This is a genomic window from Candidatus Acididesulfobacter guangdongensis (assembly GCA_004195045.1).
GTDB lineage: Bacteria > SZUA-79 > SZUA-79 > Acidulodesulfobacterales > Acidulodesulfobacteraceae > Acididesulfobacter > Acididesulfobacter guangdongensis.
Map to the genome: position 1 here is coordinate 463,300 of SGBC01000002.1, position 14,868 is coordinate 478,167.

At 31.2% G+C, this 14,868-nt stretch carries 24 protein-coding genes and 1 pseudogene; 8 read left to right on the top strand and 17 right to left on the bottom strand.

The window, feature by feature from the left end; all coding sequences use genetic code 11:
- The 15 genes from EVJ46_06150 to EVJ46_06220 form a co-directional block, all read right to left on the bottom strand.
- The gene (locus tag EVJ46_06150; GenBank protein RZD16587.1) at positions 1–243 is read right to left on the bottom strand and encodes a hypothetical protein; all 243 of its coding nucleotides are present in this window, start codon (positions 241–243) and stop codon (positions 1–3) included.
- Positions 203–364, bottom strand: a complete 162-nt coding sequence (locus tag EVJ46_06155; protein RZD16658.1) for a hypothetical protein — start codon at positions 362–364, stop codon at positions 203–205. Before EVJ46_06155 ends, EVJ46_06150 begins: the two co-directional genes overlap by 41 nt.
- A gap of 67 nt (positions 365–431) precedes the next feature.
- Entirely contained in the window at positions 432–1,961 is a 1,530-nt protein-coding gene (locus EVJ46_06160; GenBank protein RZD16588.1) for a hypothetical protein, read from the bottom strand.
- Between the two features lie 89 nt (positions 1,962–2,050).
- Complete coding sequence (locus EVJ46_06165) at positions 2,051–2,845, bottom strand: DUF4343 domain-containing protein (protein RZD16589.1); 795 nt, start codon at positions 2,843–2,845, stop codon at positions 2,051–2,053.
- Between the two features lie 43 nt (positions 2,846–2,888).
- Positions 2,889–3,611: a hypothetical protein gene (locus tag EVJ46_06170; protein ID RZD16590.1), complete on the bottom strand. Its 723-nt coding sequence runs from the start codon at positions 3,609–3,611 to the stop codon at positions 2,889–2,891.
- Positions 3,608–4,213 carry a DUF1828 domain-containing protein gene (locus tag EVJ46_06175; protein ID RZD16591.1) on the bottom strand — a complete coding sequence of 202 codons (606 nt, stop codon included), beginning with the start codon at positions 4,211–4,213 and terminating at the stop codon, positions 3,608–3,610. The genes EVJ46_06170 and EVJ46_06175 overlap by 4 nt, the downstream gene beginning before the upstream one ends.
- 36 nt (positions 4,214–4,249) lie before the next feature.
- Complete coding sequence (locus EVJ46_06180; GenBank protein RZD16592.1) at positions 4,250–4,576, bottom strand: hypothetical protein; 327 nt, start codon at positions 4,574–4,576, stop codon at positions 4,250–4,252.
- A gap of 3 nt (positions 4,577–4,579) precedes the next feature.
- Positions 4,580–5,419 (bottom strand): DNA adenine methylase, encoded by an 840-nt coding sequence (locus EVJ46_06185; protein ID RZD16593.1) that lies wholly within the window; start codon positions 5,417–5,419, stop codon positions 4,580–4,582.
- Complete coding sequence (locus tag EVJ46_06190) at positions 5,416–5,982, bottom strand: HD family hydrolase (GenBank protein ID RZD16594.1); 567 nt, start codon at positions 5,980–5,982, stop codon at positions 5,416–5,418. The genes EVJ46_06185 and EVJ46_06190 overlap by 4 nt, the downstream gene beginning before the upstream one ends.
- 16 nt (positions 5,983–5,998) lie before the next feature.
- Positions 5,999–6,265, bottom strand: a complete 267-nt coding sequence (locus EVJ46_06195) for a hypothetical protein (GenBank protein ID RZD16595.1) — start codon at positions 6,263–6,265, stop codon at positions 5,999–6,001.
- A complete protein-coding gene (locus EVJ46_06200) occupies positions 6,265–6,516 on the bottom strand; it encodes a hypothetical protein (protein ID RZD16596.1) in 252 nt (83 codons plus the stop codon). The genes EVJ46_06195 and EVJ46_06200 overlap by 1 nt, the downstream gene beginning before the upstream one ends.
- A gap of 21 nt (positions 6,517–6,537) precedes the next feature.
- On the bottom strand, positions 6,538–6,804 hold the full coding sequence (locus tag EVJ46_06205) for a hypothetical protein (GenBank protein RZD16597.1): 267 nt from the start codon (positions 6,802–6,804) through the stop codon (positions 6,538–6,540).
- Between the two features lie 11 nt (positions 6,805–6,815).
- Positions 6,816–7,508 (bottom strand): AAA family ATPase, encoded by a 693-nt coding sequence (locus EVJ46_06210; GenBank protein ID RZD16598.1) that lies wholly within the window; start codon positions 7,506–7,508, stop codon positions 6,816–6,818.
- Positions 7,490–8,404: a hypothetical protein gene (locus EVJ46_06215; GenBank protein ID RZD16599.1), complete on the bottom strand. Its 915-nt coding sequence runs from the start codon at positions 8,402–8,404 to the stop codon at positions 7,490–7,492. Before EVJ46_06215 ends, EVJ46_06210 begins: the two co-directional genes overlap by 19 nt.
- Before the next feature lie 2 nt (positions 8,405–8,406).
- Complete coding sequence (locus EVJ46_06220) at positions 8,407–8,751, bottom strand: DNA-binding protein (protein ID RZD16600.1); 345 nt, start codon at positions 8,749–8,751, stop codon at positions 8,407–8,409.
- Between the two features lie 398 nt (positions 8,752–9,149).
- Between EVJ46_06220 and EVJ46_06225 the strand changes: the two genes are divergently transcribed.
- From EVJ46_06225 to EVJ46_06250, 6 genes and pseudogenes are all read left to right on the top strand, one after another.
- Positions 9,150–9,395 (top strand): hypothetical protein, encoded by a 246-nt coding sequence (locus EVJ46_06225; protein ID RZD16601.1) that lies wholly within the window; start codon positions 9,150–9,152, stop codon positions 9,393–9,395.
- Positions 9,396–9,420: 25 nt separating this feature from the next.
- On the top strand, positions 9,421–10,131 hold the full coding sequence (locus tag EVJ46_06230; GenBank protein RZD16602.1) for a hypothetical protein: 711 nt from the start codon (positions 9,421–9,423) through the stop codon (positions 10,129–10,131).
- Between the two features lie 15 nt (positions 10,132–10,146).
- A pseudogene (locus EVJ46_06235) lies at positions 10,147–10,468 on the top strand (ORF6N domain-containing protein).
- Complete coding sequence (locus tag EVJ46_06240) at positions 10,459–10,626, top strand: ORF6N domain-containing protein (GenBank protein RZD16603.1); 168 nt, start codon at positions 10,459–10,461, stop codon at positions 10,624–10,626. The pseudogene EVJ46_06235 and the gene EVJ46_06240 overlap by 10 nt, the downstream one beginning before the upstream one ends.
- Positions 10,627–10,698: 72 nt before the next feature.
- Positions 10,699–11,277 carry a DUF4065 domain-containing protein gene (locus EVJ46_06245; GenBank protein ID RZD16604.1) on the top strand — a complete coding sequence of 193 codons (579 nt, stop codon included), beginning with the start codon at positions 10,699–10,701 and terminating at the stop codon, positions 11,275–11,277.
- 2 nt (positions 11,278–11,279) lie between these two features.
- Entirely contained in the window at positions 11,280–11,738 is a 459-nt protein-coding gene (locus tag EVJ46_06250) for a hypothetical protein (protein RZD16605.1), read from the top strand.
- 652 nt (positions 11,739–12,390) lie between these two features.
- On the opposite strand, the gene EVJ46_06255 is transcribed toward EVJ46_06250, so the two are convergent.
- Positions 12,391–13,428 (bottom strand): hypothetical protein, encoded by a 1,038-nt coding sequence (locus EVJ46_06255; protein ID RZD16606.1) that lies wholly within the window; start codon positions 13,426–13,428, stop codon positions 12,391–12,393.
- Between the two features lie 65 nt (positions 13,429–13,493).
- Complete coding sequence (locus tag EVJ46_06260; protein RZD16607.1) at positions 13,494–13,922, bottom strand: XRE family transcriptional regulator; 429 nt, start codon at positions 13,920–13,922, stop codon at positions 13,494–13,496.
- 177 nt (positions 13,923–14,099) lie between these two features.
- Here EVJ46_06260 and EVJ46_06265 point away from each other — a divergent pair, with 177 nt between their 5' ends.
- Together EVJ46_06265 and EVJ46_06270 are read left to right on the top strand one after the other, a co-directional pair.
- Positions 14,100–14,321, top strand: coding sequence for an XRE family transcriptional regulator (locus EVJ46_06265; GenBank protein RZD16608.1), 222 nt, complete (start codon positions 14,100–14,102; stop codon positions 14,319–14,321).
- Positions 14,322–14,323: 2 nt separating this feature from the next.
- Complete coding sequence (locus tag EVJ46_06270) at positions 14,324–14,866, top strand: metal-dependent hydrolase (protein RZD16609.1); 543 nt, start codon at positions 14,324–14,326, stop codon at positions 14,864–14,866.
- Positions 14,867–14,868 lie beyond the last annotated feature (2 nt).

Consider the following 14,868-nt stretch of genomic DNA (forward strand, 5'->3'; position numbering starts at 1 on the left):
TTAACCTTTTATATTTTTTAAAAATTTTCTTTTATTTTTATTTTTTATGTTTTCTTCTTCTATTATCTGCAGCCATACGATATCCGATCTTAATAGTTCTTCACATTCTTTGTCGTCTTCTTTAAAAGGTTTGCTTTTAGAAACTTCAATTATTGAATATGACCTAATATCGCCATACTGAACTAAAACTTCCAAGTTTTCGTCAAATTCGTTCAATTTTTCTTTCAACTCTTTTGTCGTCATAATAACCTCCTAATCTATTAAAAATTATTTTCTTAATAACCGCCTTACATATCTTTTTAACCACTCCCGGCACGACTGCGTTGCCGAACTGCTTATAAGCCTGTGTGTCCGAAACTACGATTTTAAAATCGTCCGAAAATCCCTTGACCTTCTCCCCTTCCTAAACTCAGGGGATTCTTGATTTTTATTTAAGAGGAACATATCAATTCAAACCTCTTCTCTAAGATTAACTTAATAGCATATTTACTCAGCTTTTTCGGTATTAGTCTTCCGAAATTATCCAAGTTATGCAATCTTTCTCTCAAAACATTTGAAAGAAATCTATTTTTTAACATCTTTGATGAATGCAAGTCGGCATTCTCTTTATGCCCGCAGTGTTTACATTCAAAAACTTCTTGAGTCTGCCTGTTGACTTTATCGATACTTCCGCAATCGCAGGTAATACTTGAATATTGAGACGGCGTAATATGAACTTTAATACCTCTTTTTTCCGCCTGACGTTTCAATATATTCTTAACGTCGCTTAGACGTAACAGCTTTAAGAGACGGCCATATTTCACATTAAATTCTTCGTTTATGACGCCTAACTTGTCTCTAAATAGCAAGTCTTCAACGACTAAATCGGTAATATTATTTTCTTCGCAATAGTTAAGGATATTATGGATTTCTAATCCGATATACCATTGCAATTTACGGTAGAGTTTTTGCAATTTTCTAAGTTGCTTATCATTTAAGTTCTGCGCACCGATTTTATCTAATATCAATAATTCGTTAGCAATCCCTTTGACTAAGTCTCTGTCGTAGTCAAAATATGCGCCGTCCGATAATATCGCAAAGTTGTGTTTAACGTTTATGTCTAATCCTTCGGCTTTGCTGAAAGGCTTGAATACCGGCTCCGGTTCTTCTATCGTAGCGGATATATTAATCTTATTCTGTTTAAGAGAAAGGTTTAAAACAAATTCTTTTCCTATCCAGTCCTTGATTTTATGGTATTTATTATTGATTTGAACCGGCAGTCTTAAATATTTCTTGCCTTTCATTTTAAAGTTAAACCAATATTTATATAGTTTATTGGTATCATCTATAAAAATATGAGCTACATTAATATTGGGTTTATTGCTTAACATTACCGACGAATATTCCGGTATTTCTATCAATTTAACTTTAGATAAAATATTGCTTTGAATTTGCTTTGATAAATTAAGAATCCTGTCGAAATAAGGCTTAGTTTTAAAGTATTCAAAAACCGACAAGACGTCTTGATTAAGTATTTGTAATTCTAACGGCTTATTGAAATCCAAATACGCCAGATATTTTATTAATCCCGTAAGTTTAGTTGATTTAAACTTTATTTCAAATTCTTTGGTCTCGCCTTTCTTATAAAACTTAGTATTTACTTTATATTTAACGATTATCATCTTGCTTTGTATTCTAATACGTCTGTTTTGTGTTATTTTCTTTAAAGTTGTTAAATATTTATCGATAAGCATCTGCATTTCTCTTTGAATATTCCAAGACGATATATAGCCGTCTTTGACTATCTTGTAATCCGATTTAAGTTTATTAATGCCGTCTGTATTCAAAAGTAATGCCTTATTATTAAAAATATGCAAGGATAGTGTATTCTTAATGGCTGCTATTTGCTTAAGAATGCTTTTTACATCCTCAAACTTAGATTTATTCAAATATTTTGACGTCGTTCTCTGCGCTTTAATCATTTTTATTTATTAATATTTTTAAATTAAAAATTTATTGCCTTATATCTTAAGCCCTAAAGGACGGAGTTTTACGGCAACTGATGATAATTTTAAAATCCTGAAATTATTGAATTTCTAATATCTAACAAAATTTTATTTAAATCGGCATTATAAAATCCCGACGTCGAACCTGCGTTAATTTCTATTATTTTCGGTAAATTATATATGCCGTCAATTCCGTCAACTATATCTACCGTATATATCATATCCGGCTGCCATTCCGTGTTGGCTACTTTTTCGGCTAATTCTATTATCTTTTTAGACGGCTCAGATAACGCTATATTTTTTTTCCACGAATACGGCGAATATCCTGCAATTTTTCTATCGACTATCCATAGTCTCCATTCTATATCAGGCATCCGATAAGCCTTATTAATCATACACATCGTTTCAGGCGCGTTTATAAGATAAAAAGATATATCAGGATGCGATAATATATCGTCTATCGTGTTTGCGACAAAACCGGTAAATAATTTACTTCCGCTATCCGGTTTTATAAAAATAGGAAACCTGTCTGGACAGAGACGAATTACTAAACTTAACGGCAAGAAATAACAATCGCTATTAACGACGCTAAGCTCCCGCAAATAAGAAATCCAAGTTGAAACATTATAATTTTGGTTATCATAGCAAATACGGATTCCCGCACCTTTTTTTATTAACATATTAGCGTCCTGAATAGTAGTAACAGCAAATGACGGCTTATTTTTATTAAAAGTATTAGGCAAAGGTGTAAACGACATTCCGCCCTTTATCGTTTGAATTTCATCGCTCATATCCGATAAAATTTTAACCGTCTCGTTAAGTCTATTTTTAAAAATAGCTTTATGTATTCGCCAGAACATTTCGCACGTCCATATTTTATTTTTTTAATTTATCTTTTTTTAATTATAAAATCACGGCCTTGCCGTCCCAAACCTTATTATTTCTGTTGAGAAATAAGTCCGCCAGCATCGGAGCTGTATTTTCACATTCTTTGACATATAAAGGCTTTTTAATCATTCTACAAGATTCTTTACCTATATATATAAGTCCAAATTCTTCAGGTATTTCGTCCGGCAGTATTAATCCTTCAGGACACGCATAAAATTTAAAGTTTCCAAATGGATGATTATGCTGTTTTTTACCGTCTTTTAGAAAATCTTGCCTTGAAACTTTACATTCGATATTTATATCGTTTTTCATTCCCGTGCCGAGAACATCGGGATATTCTCTTGATATGTTGTATCCATGCGGTTCCTTTAGGATTACCTTGCATCTATATAGAGAAATTGATTCGTGTTGTTTTTGAAGCCATTTTGCTACTTTATCTATACATTCGCTATGCGACATTTCTATTTTTTTAACCTTTTTCGGCTTTGGCAAAATAAGCGGGCATCTTTTAAGCTCATATAATTGATGATAAGCCGTATGTGTGCCTTCTGACGTTTGATATTCTTTTACCGCTATTTTACAGCATCCGTATTTAAACAATTCTGAATATTCGTCTGGCGTATTTGTTATGAAATTTTTAATTAAATTAGAGCATTCCTTGCATTTCCATTTTGCTATTTTTTTATTATCTACTCTGTTTATTGCATAGTTTCTTTTTAAGATTTCTATATTGTTCATAATAAATTTATCTCCGTTAAAGCTTTTACAAAGTCTTCTTTTTTGCTTTCAAGCTCGTCTTTTGTCGCATATACAAATATTTCGCCGTTTTCAAAGCTTAATCCGTATTTTTTAAGAATTGTAGCTATTTCCTTAGTAGGCTCTTTTAAGTCTGGGTTAATATCAAAGAGAGTATTATTATCATCAGATATTAAATACGCATCGTCTATAATTTCTGTATCTCTGTCATCTCCCATTAAAAAAGCCTTTTCTAAAAAAGTTACATAAAAACTAATCTCATCATTATGTTTATTTAATAATTCGCTAACAACAATCTTCTTGTTTATAAAAATATCGTCATAAGTGTCTCTAAATATTGAATCTTCGCAAGAATAAACTTCGCCGTCTCCGCCGATAATAATCCAATCGCCTACACTAACTGTTGCTTCGCCTTTAAGATTACTAATCAAAACAGTTTTTTTGTCTTCATTAATTTGCACATAATTCCAAATTCTTATTTCGTCTTCTGTTAGTTGATTAAAAGCATTTCTTAAATATTCAATATCACCATTCCATTGTATTGCTTTAACTATAAGTGGTTTTTTACGATATTTTAAAAACATTTAACCTCCATTTTTTATATAATGCGCATAGTGAACTTATTCTTCTGTCCACAATGGATTTTTTAATTTAAAAACACCTCGTTCAATAAGTTTGTCCGCCTCATTATTTTTTACAACCTCTATAGATTCACTTACGACATCATCAATCGTTATCGGTATTAAACCCGATGAATTTAAAAAGGGAGTCGGATCTATCAAAGGGTCGTTAAGAGCATAAGACGACTTAAAAAAATCAAGCGGAACAATGTCTGTATCCTGAGCAAAGAAATATAAGTCTTTTCTTTGCTTACCGTCCGGCTTAGATTTATCGATTAATGTGAATTTATAAATTTTACCTTTATGAATATCGAATTTTGGCTGCATATTTTACGCCTCCGTAAAAAGCGAAAGGTTTTGCCCTTGCTCGCTTAAATCGTAATTAGCCCAGACTGTTTCCGTCCGCGCCGGACAATTATCTTTATTTCTGTATCTCAAGCTATTAGCAAAACAATTAAAATCCTGCCTGTAAAAGCCTGAAAGCCTGTCATTATAAATATCGTTGTCATATCCGCTCAAAAGCCACTTACCTTTGATATTCGAAAGAATATCTATAAGGTCGTTATGGTCTTTATCGGTCATCTCGAACATATATCCGCCTGATTTGCGTGAACTTGCTACGTAGGGCGGGTCAAGATAGAAAAACGTATCAGTCCTGTCCCAGTTTGCGATTAGTTTTCTAAAATCCAAGTTGTCGATATAAACTTCAGAAAACCTTTTATGTATCAGGCTTAATTTATCTATGCTTTTAATTCTTTTCGGCATATTAGCTTCAACAGAAAATTTCCAGCCGGTATATTTGCAAGTAGAATGTCGCGTCGATTTAATCAAATAATAAAATCTTACGGCTCTTTCTGCTTTATCAATTTTATCTGTCTGTATATCGCGGTATTCGTAATAGCATTCGCGTGAATACGGCAATAAGCTTATTTTTTCCTGAAATTTCTTAAAAAGTTTTCTGTCCGCTATAACCTTAAAAAAGTTATAGAGTTCGCCGTCAATATCGTTATAGACTTCTACTTTAGACGGGCTTTTATTTATTAATATAGTTCCTGACCCGCCGAAGACTTCGACATAGGTTTTATGGCTTGGAAATAACGGTATAAGGTTGTCTATCATAAAATATTTTCCGCCGAAGTAGCCAAATGGGGTTAGTTTTTGAGCTTTCATAATTTATTTAAATCTCCGTCATCGTAATAACTTATAATATCGGTATATAAATCTAAAAATATTGTTTCTGACTTTTTAGGATTCCACGGCTCTATTTTTTCAGGATAAGGTTTTACGGTTTTAATTATTGTCCATTCATCAGGTTCGCCTATAAGTAAATCTCTCTTCTCGGTTGCTAAAAGCCGTAAATCCGCTTCTTTAACCGAATCTGGTAATTTGTCCGGCAAGCCGAACTTTTCGGTTATAACCTTATATACTTTATATTCTAATTTGCGATACTGAGGCAACAATGTTTTTAACGGTTTTGATATATCAGTGAGATAAGATTCCGTGGCATCATGCAAAAGAGCCGCAAGACTATCTTCGTCAGGTACGTTATTTACCGCTAATACGCTATGTTGCGCTACTGAATAAAACTCTTTAGTATGTCCTGTATATCGACAAATATTAGACAAAGCGTGCGCTATGTCTTCGATACAGACAGAATCGGCATCAGGATTAAGAAAATCAAATTTCTTGCCGGTATAAGTTTGTATCCACGGTAAAACGGTTTGATTTGCCATTTTAATACCCCTAATTTTATTTATAAATTTTCCCTGTTTTTATATAATCTATTTTTTCATACGGATATATTTCTTTTAATCCCCACCATTTTTTATAACTTGGAAGGGAACATATTTCGTTAACCATAACATCGTGAGTATCTGAAAATGGTTCGGAGCCTGATTCAAACCATTTTTTAGCGCTTTCTGTTTTTGCACTGTCTATAAGCCAAATTTTATATGCCTTAGTCCTTTGATATATTAGCGTTCTGATTTTATGATTAAGATATATGTATATTTTCATTATTTTCTATGTAAAGTTATTATTGCAAAATTAAATAAAGAACTATAAAAGATTAATCTTATTTTTTTACTGCCATAAATGGCAATACATCTATTTTTAATGCTTATACGTTCCAAATGCTTAACCAAAGCAGGATTAATTTTATTATTTTTTAATTCAACAGTTATATGAACAATACCGTTGCGGTCGCTATATTCATAAATATGATTTTCAAGTTCTGCTGTTAGCAGATTATATTTTTTACAAAACATTTTCGCTCCTATTTCAGCCATTTACCTTATATAAACCTTATACTCAGCAAAAACATCTCCGTCTATACCGGAATACGCTTTACCGTATTCCTTTTTTTCTTTAATGGGTTTATTTTTACAGACGATAAAATACATACCGTCGAATTTTTTTTGATAAATTCCATCAACTTTATATCTTAAGCCGTTTTTAATTATGCTTTTAGTTTTGTATTCCCTAAATGCGAAAAAATATTCATTTCTGTTGTATTTTTTCCTAAACCAACTTATTATTTCTTCAATATTAGCCATTTTGTTCCTCCTTATTTGACTACTGATATTGCGCTTCTTCTGTCTATCCCTTTAATTTCTATTACTTCTGTCATAGCTATAATTCTCGAAGCGATTTTATCGTTTAAGTTTTTTCTTATTTCATCAAGTGAATAATTAGACGTAATAACCGTCTGCTTATCTTCTTCGTATCTCGAATTTATTATTACGTATAAAGTCTGTATTACCCAATCGGTTGTTTTTTCCGTTCCGAGATCGTCCAATATCAAAATTTCAGGCTTCATGTATTTCTTAATTAAATCCATTTCCTCTACGGTTTCGCTTTTAAAAGCTCCGCGAATATTTAAAAGCATTACGGGAACGGATACGAACAGTCCGATATTATCTTGAAGCCTATATCTCCCGTCATATTCGCAAAGAGGTTCGGAATTTAATATAACGTTTTTCAAAAAGCTGACAGCTAAATCAGTTTTTCCGGTTCCTACCGGACCGTGAAAATAATATCCGGATTTAAGATTTAATCTCGCAGTGCTCTTGGGCGATAAAAACCTTTTAGGCACTCCTATTTTCGAAAGAACCGACTGGATATTTTTTTCCAACATAGACTTAAAACGTTCTAATTTTACGTCATCCGATTCCGCTTCAGGTTCATCTTTAACCATAAATTTTAAATCATTAATAATTTCTTTAATAGCCTGTTCCATAACTAATCTCCAGTTACCCATATTTCGCCGGTAACATTATCGATATGGGTAGTTTTAATGTTTTTGTATTTAGAATCGTCATCTTCAGTTTTAGTTTTAACTTTATTTTTTGAGTTAAGGTAAATTTCAAATTTCTTAGGCCTAAATAGAGTTTCTGGATTAAGAAATTGGTTCATTTTGTCGTCGTTTAACCATTCGAGCGTTTTTTTATCTATAACGCTTTTAAGCTCTTCTACCGTAAAACCGTCTTTAAGCCTTTGCGATATGTTTTTAGTGTTATTTTTATTTTTAATGCTGAATTTTTTATTTGTTTTAAGATTTAAATAATCAAGAACTTCTAAAGCGTCTTTTGAAATAGGGTATTCCCCCCTTTGGGGGGAATGGGGGGTATTATTTTTTTCTTTTTCTTTATATATTTCTTTTTCTTTATCTATATCTTTATCTATATCTTTATCTATATCTTTATCTATAATTACATTTTCATTACACTTCATTACATCAACATTACATTGTAAGGTTTGTTTTTCAGATGCAATTAGTAATTCCTTTCTCTTTCTATCCCTGTAAGCCCTTACCCATTTTGCGCTTTCAGACTCAGAGCCTATTAAAGAAAGCATATCCGGAAGTAAATATTCATTTTCGTTCTCTGTTTGTTCGATAAGCTTGTTAGCTTTCATAAATTCGAGAGTTACCGTAACATTGTCAACATCTTCGTCTAAAATTAAAGCTAATTCTTCGGCGAGGGTTTTTTCGATATTTTGGAAGACAATATAGCCGTTAGTTTTTACAGAAAGCAATAATATTTTTTGGTAAATTATCGTGTATGTGTCGCCGCCAGCTATCTTGCGTAGCTTTTTTATGTAAGGTTGCGAAAAAAAATCTTCTTTTAATTTTAACCAGTAATTGCGTTTTTCCATCTCTACCTTCCTCCGTTCTTAGCTTTCTGGATCAATTCCGAAAGCGATTTTACCTTATTTTCTTCAATATATTTATCTAGTTCCGAAACTTTAAATAATATTTTTCCTTCCAACTTATAGAAAGGGAGTTTACTATTTTTAGCTAATTTTCTTAGGTTCCTATCGGATATACGCAGATATTCGGCCGCTTCGTTTAATGTTAGCCATTTTTTGTTTATATTAGCGGAAATTTTTGATAAGACAGTTTCTAAGACAGTTTCAAGGTCGATTTGGGAAATCAGGACGGCTCTTAATGGTTCGTCCTGTGAAGGTTTATTTTGTATTAAATCTTTTAATTGTGTTTCCATTAGTTTATTTTTTTTTAAAAATTAGATACTTAATAGCTTAATTATAAAAATACAACTAATATGTTCTATTGTCAAGAAAAAAATTACTATTTTTTTAATGTAGTATTTTTATAAATTTGTACTTGTAATGTTGAAGAGGAACTCTTAAGGGTTTATTGCGTTATTCTTAAAACGGGCCAAGCGCAAGCTATTTTTTAGCAGACAATTAATAAAAATTATATATATATATGTTTTGCAATGGCATATAAAAAGCCTATAGTTAGTTGGTATTCCCCATATTAATATTGAACTTTTTGAAAAATAGTTGTATAAAATAAATATAAATATTATAAAATTTAATGATATAATAAAAAAATTATATGTTTCATAATTATAATTTGAATAAACTAGGAGGAAGTATGAAGAAATTATTGTTATTTGGACTATTGTTGATTCCGATTATAAGTGCTACCGGTTGTTCTATGATGTCTTCGTTTTCCGAAGATCAGCATTTAAACAGTCAGGAAGTAACAAATTATGAATTCAATATTAAGCAAGCTGAAAAGGAATATAAAATATGCAGTTCTAATCCTACTTATTATAAGAAACATCAAACAAGATGCAACTCGGCAAAATTGGCTTTAAAAGATACTGGCAATTCATAAATAAAATTGAGGTAATAAAATATATATGTTTGGATTACTGTTGTTACCATTACCATTAATTATAGTAATTCTAATGATTTTAGGGGTTATTTTTATAATTAAAAAGAACCGGTTTAGCGCAACTTCTCAACAAGTTGAATTAAATAACGAAATCATTGATAATGGAAATGGGGTAATTTCCAAATCAATCTCTCTACCTCACAGTCATTTTGGAGATAAATTTATTTTTTTAGCATATAAAGCTGAAGTCGTGAGCGAGCCGCAGATTTGGACAGAAACACATATAAGTTCCAGCGGTGGCGGCGGTTATGTTCATCCGGAACATGGCGGCCATGTTTCAGCTCCTACCATCAGCAGCAATATTATCGAAAGACAGCGTTATTTTGTTAAATATAGCAATGGAAATGAATTAGAGTTAAGAGATGTTATATCTGCTAGAAAAGGGCATAATATATGGGTTATCTTTGGAGGGTTTCCTGAACAAGACAAATATTTAATAGCTACATATAATCCAGCTATTCGTGAATATCTGTTAGAAAATTTAAGATATAAAAAATATTTATACTGGACATATTTGCAACCGTGGTGGCTTAAACCGTTTTTGCTTATTTTATCCACTATTTATGTCATTCCAGCTATTTTTTTATTTAAAAAAATCAAATGGGAAAATACTGTTAAAGATAATTTAGATTATGCCGTAGATAATTTTATAAAAATTCTTCAAGATAGGAACTAATTATATACAATAAATATGGATATTATAAAACTCGAAACCGTTCAGGACAAAATAATCGACATCAGAAGAGAAAAAGTTATCCTTGATAGCGAAAGGGCCGCGCTATGCGGAGTTAAGACAAGAGATATCAATAAAGCGGTCAAAAACAATTCAGATAAATTCCCGTGGTTATATATTTGAATTAACCGAGGAAGAAAAAACGAGGTTGTGGAAAATTTCCACCACCTTGAAAAAGTTAAGTTTTCGCCGCACCTTCCGAACAGAAAAATATCTTAGAAAAGGCGGTCGAGGTTATAGGCGATATGGTATTTTGTTAACGACGACGGCATGGATGTAACCGGCGTTGAAACCAAAAGGATAAATGAGGCGGTTAAAAATAATCCAAATAAATTTCCAAAAGATTATATCATCGAACTTAAAAACGAGGAGTGGAAAGCTCTAAGGTCGAAAATTTCGACTTTAATAAAAGGCGGTAAAGTAAAATTGATAAGTTGATTAAAGAATTGTTATTTATTTTACGATATTTTATATGATATAATAAATAAAAACAATTAAAATGGTTTCATTATGATTATTAGCACAACAATTACTCAATCTTTATTTTATATTCTTAAAAATACTGGAACATGCGATAAGTTAAAACTTATCAAATTATTATATCTCGCCGATAAGTATCATCTAATCCGTTACGGCAGAACAATTTTAAACGATGATTATTATGCTATGGAATATGGTCCCGTAGGCACGACGGTAAAAGATATATTAAGTTTCGACTATCCTACTAATATTTCAAAGAACGAGTTTGAATATCTTAATAAATTAATAGAAAAGACCGGAACCTATGACTATAGAGCTAAAAACGTTGATATTTCTTTAGATATGCTTTCTGAAACCGATATTGAGGCTCTGGATTTCATTATTAAAACTTTTGGAGATAAAGAATCATTCGAGTTAAGCGAATATACGCATAAATATCCGGAATGGGCTCAATATGAGGATTTACTTAAAAACGGCGTTACAAAAAGAATACATTTAAGAACCGAGGAATTTTTATCAGTACTAGGGGATGACGATCCCATAAAAATGCCAGACGAGCATATAGACGAATCAAGGAAGATACTTAAATCCAATACATCTTATGCTTGAAAATGAAATTTCCGCCAAGTATTATAATTACATCACTTTCTGGATTTTGCGTTTGTCATTTTAAAGATGCCGCACACGACCTGAGTGCCCCATTGCACTATCATATATCGATTCCGCTAAAAGAAGACGATTACCTTTTATTTGTTTTGGTAACATCTCAGTTAAACAATAAAATAGATTATTACAGCAGAACGAATAAAAAAGCCCTTAATTCTATTATTTCGATAGAGCCTAAAGATTTCTCATTTATATATAAAAATGATACCATAATAGATTGTAACCAGCCCATTTTTAATCGAAAACAAGAGTTTTTTGAAAATAATAAAATTATTAATTGGGAAAATGACTTTGAAATAAAATTAAGAGATATTCCCACAGATTTAAAAAAAAGAATTGTATCCGCATTAAAAAATAGCCCAATAGTAAAACCTTATATTAAAAATTTAATATCAGACATATGACCCCAGCCAACTACACCGTGAGAACTAAATCAAAAAAACTCTTGCAATTAATGCAGTATTATATTTTAATATTGCTCTAAAGATATCCAGTATAAATACGATTAATTCTATATGAAAACAAAAGATGTTGATATAAGAAATTTTTTAAACTCCATAATTCTTAGAGAATATCTAAACGATTCCGATACTAAAATAATAAACGAATTTAATGTATGCCGCGGAAATGTCAGAATCGATGTAGCTGTAATTAATGGAAGCATTATGGGCTATGAAATAAAGAGCGATAGCGACACCCTGCGCCGTTTGCCGAACCAAATAGAACTATACTGCAAAGTGTTTGATAGAATTACGATTATTTGCGGGAAAATACATACAAATAAAATATTAAATCTTGTTCCTGAATGGTGGGGCGTTCTCGAGGTAACCGGCGATAAATATGGAATGAAAAAATCTATTATTCGCAATCCAAAAAGAAATAAATCAATTAATGCTTATTCAGTTTCCCAATTATTATGGAAAAGCGAAGCATTAGAATTACTATCCTTATATGAATTATCCAAAGGGCTATCCAATAAAACCATAGACATTATATGGGAAAAAATAGCCGATAATATTCCTTTAGAAAAAATTCAAGAATTCGTAAGATTTAAACTTAAAAATAGGTCGAATTGGCGAGCTGATAAACCACAAACTCGATGTGCTGGTTTATCCCAATCTGTGCCCAGGTCGCTTGATTTCCGGCTGAAGAATTTAAATCGCTTGCTTTCTCAAATATCATGCGATCGCCAGCGCTAAAATCTTTACCCCTGAAAAACGATTCTTGACAAAGTATCGCGCAAGCGTCGTTAAATTGATGCATTCCCCTTTCGTGGTTTATCGATGAAAAACCCCTCCATATATAGTAATGGTCAGCTTTTGTATAGCGAAGTATCGGCACTATATGCTTAGAGAATCCATTATACGGCAAATCAACATCCCTAATGGTATAATCGCCATAAGCCAAGTTTTTAAAAAACGGCTTATTTTTTAAAAAATTCCATATTGTATAATCAAATCTTTCAACTTCCACGGAGTCTCCTCTTAAATTTTTTAACTTTTCCGAAGATGGAAAAGCTCCGGCTAGTACGCCAATAGTTTTGTACCGAAAGTCAGCTATCTGGGATAAAACATTTTCGGCAGCATAAAAATATACATTATTATCGATATCTTCCATATCTAAAAACAAACGCAACTTATCCGTGCTTAATTCCATATTTGCTATCATTATATTAAGAACATCCGAAATATTAATATCTGGAGTAATTAAAGCTAACGGAATTCGGATTGCAAGGTCGTCGATATTCAAACTCTTCATAATTGAGTTTATAGCATTTGCGTATTCTTCTGAACGTCCAATGCCTGTCATAGGAATAGCATTAATATTTTCTTCCACGCAATAGTTCATGGTTTCAGAAATTATATCTCCAATATTGTTATACTCATTATCTAAATACATAAAATCAAGCATTATCTTCATTTTTTCCGGTAAATATAATTTTAAATTAGAAACTATTTTTTTCGGATTAATTTCTTCTTCAGGAATAATTTCGAAAATTGGTAATATTTTTGTTTTAGTATCCTCTTTTAAATCTCTGAGTGCAATAAAAGAAGTTCTTTTGTTTTTAAGAACAGGATAGTACAATTTATTCATAGTTTTCTCCAATAATAAATTTTAAAATTGATAGTTTTTATTTTTACTTTGTTATATAATAACCTCTAAGCCATCTTCTTTTTAAGATTTCCTGCATTTTTTTTAATTCTCCTCTCTTTTTTTAACAGACCGTAAGCCAACTCGATATTGGTTTTAGCTATATATATAAGATTCTCGTCGTTATAATTATATATATCCTTTAACATCGTAATTTCTTTCTCAAGTTCGGGATGTAAAGGGTAATTAACTGCATTGTGTTGTTCTTCTTCTAAATCTTTGTAAAAATACTCTAATTGCGTATTTAAACATTTTGAAATTTCTATTAATTTATCTAATGGGATTTTATTAATGCCTTTTTCATATCTTTGTATTAAATGATAATCTATCCCTATCATTTCGCCCAATTTTTCCTGGGAAATTTTTAATTCTTTTCGTTTCTGTTTGATTTTTGAACCTATAAATTTATATAGATCCATTCTATCTTTGTCTTTCATACGCCATTTATTGATAATTTATTGAAATAATTATGTTAATTTATGTTAATAAATTAAAAATAAAAATATCACATAAAAAAAATAGTAATTTTTTTCTTGACAATAGAACATATTAGTTGTATTTATATAAATAGGCAGCAAATAAATCAACTAAAAATTTAATTTAAAGGAGTCGCAATGGGCTTTAATAATCATATAATCAGAACCTACTGTTATTCTATTAACATACCAATTAAAAGTTTCGCAAAGCAAATAGGAATTTCCGGCACGCACTTATTTAATTATATCGACGGCAAAAATAATATCTCACAAGCGGTCGCAGAAAAAATAGAAAAAATAACGAACGGCAAACTTAAAGCAGATAAACTCCTCGCACTTAATAAAAAAAAGAGGAATTGATAATGAAAGCGTGGGAGCATAGATTAACATCAGTTTCTATATATTCGGCGGTATTTAGCTTTGCTGCTCAATATGATAAGGTTACCACACTTGAATATTTTAGTGTTGGATTTTTTTCAACATTAATAGGCGCTCATTTTCCGGATTACGATATTTTAATATTCGGACCAGGTTCGTCGCCGGAAGGTTTTATAAATATTAAAGGGCACAGGGGTATCATGCATTATTATAAATTTTATATAGCGATATTTATCCCGCTCGCTATTTTATTATTTGTAAGTAGGTTATATCTTAACTACTTAGGTTTTTTCCCATTACTGATTTTTTCAGTATCCTGTTTTTTGTTTGGCGTATTTATGCATATTCTTGAAGACGCGCCAACTTCTGCAGGAATACCTGTAAAGAAATTTGATAATAAGTTGTATAAATCTTATAGCTATAAGGTAGGCAAGTTTGACAGTTTTAGCGTTATGTTTTTGGCTCTTTCAATAACGGCAGTTTCTATTTTATGCGTTGTATATAATATTTTGACTAAATTTCTATAATT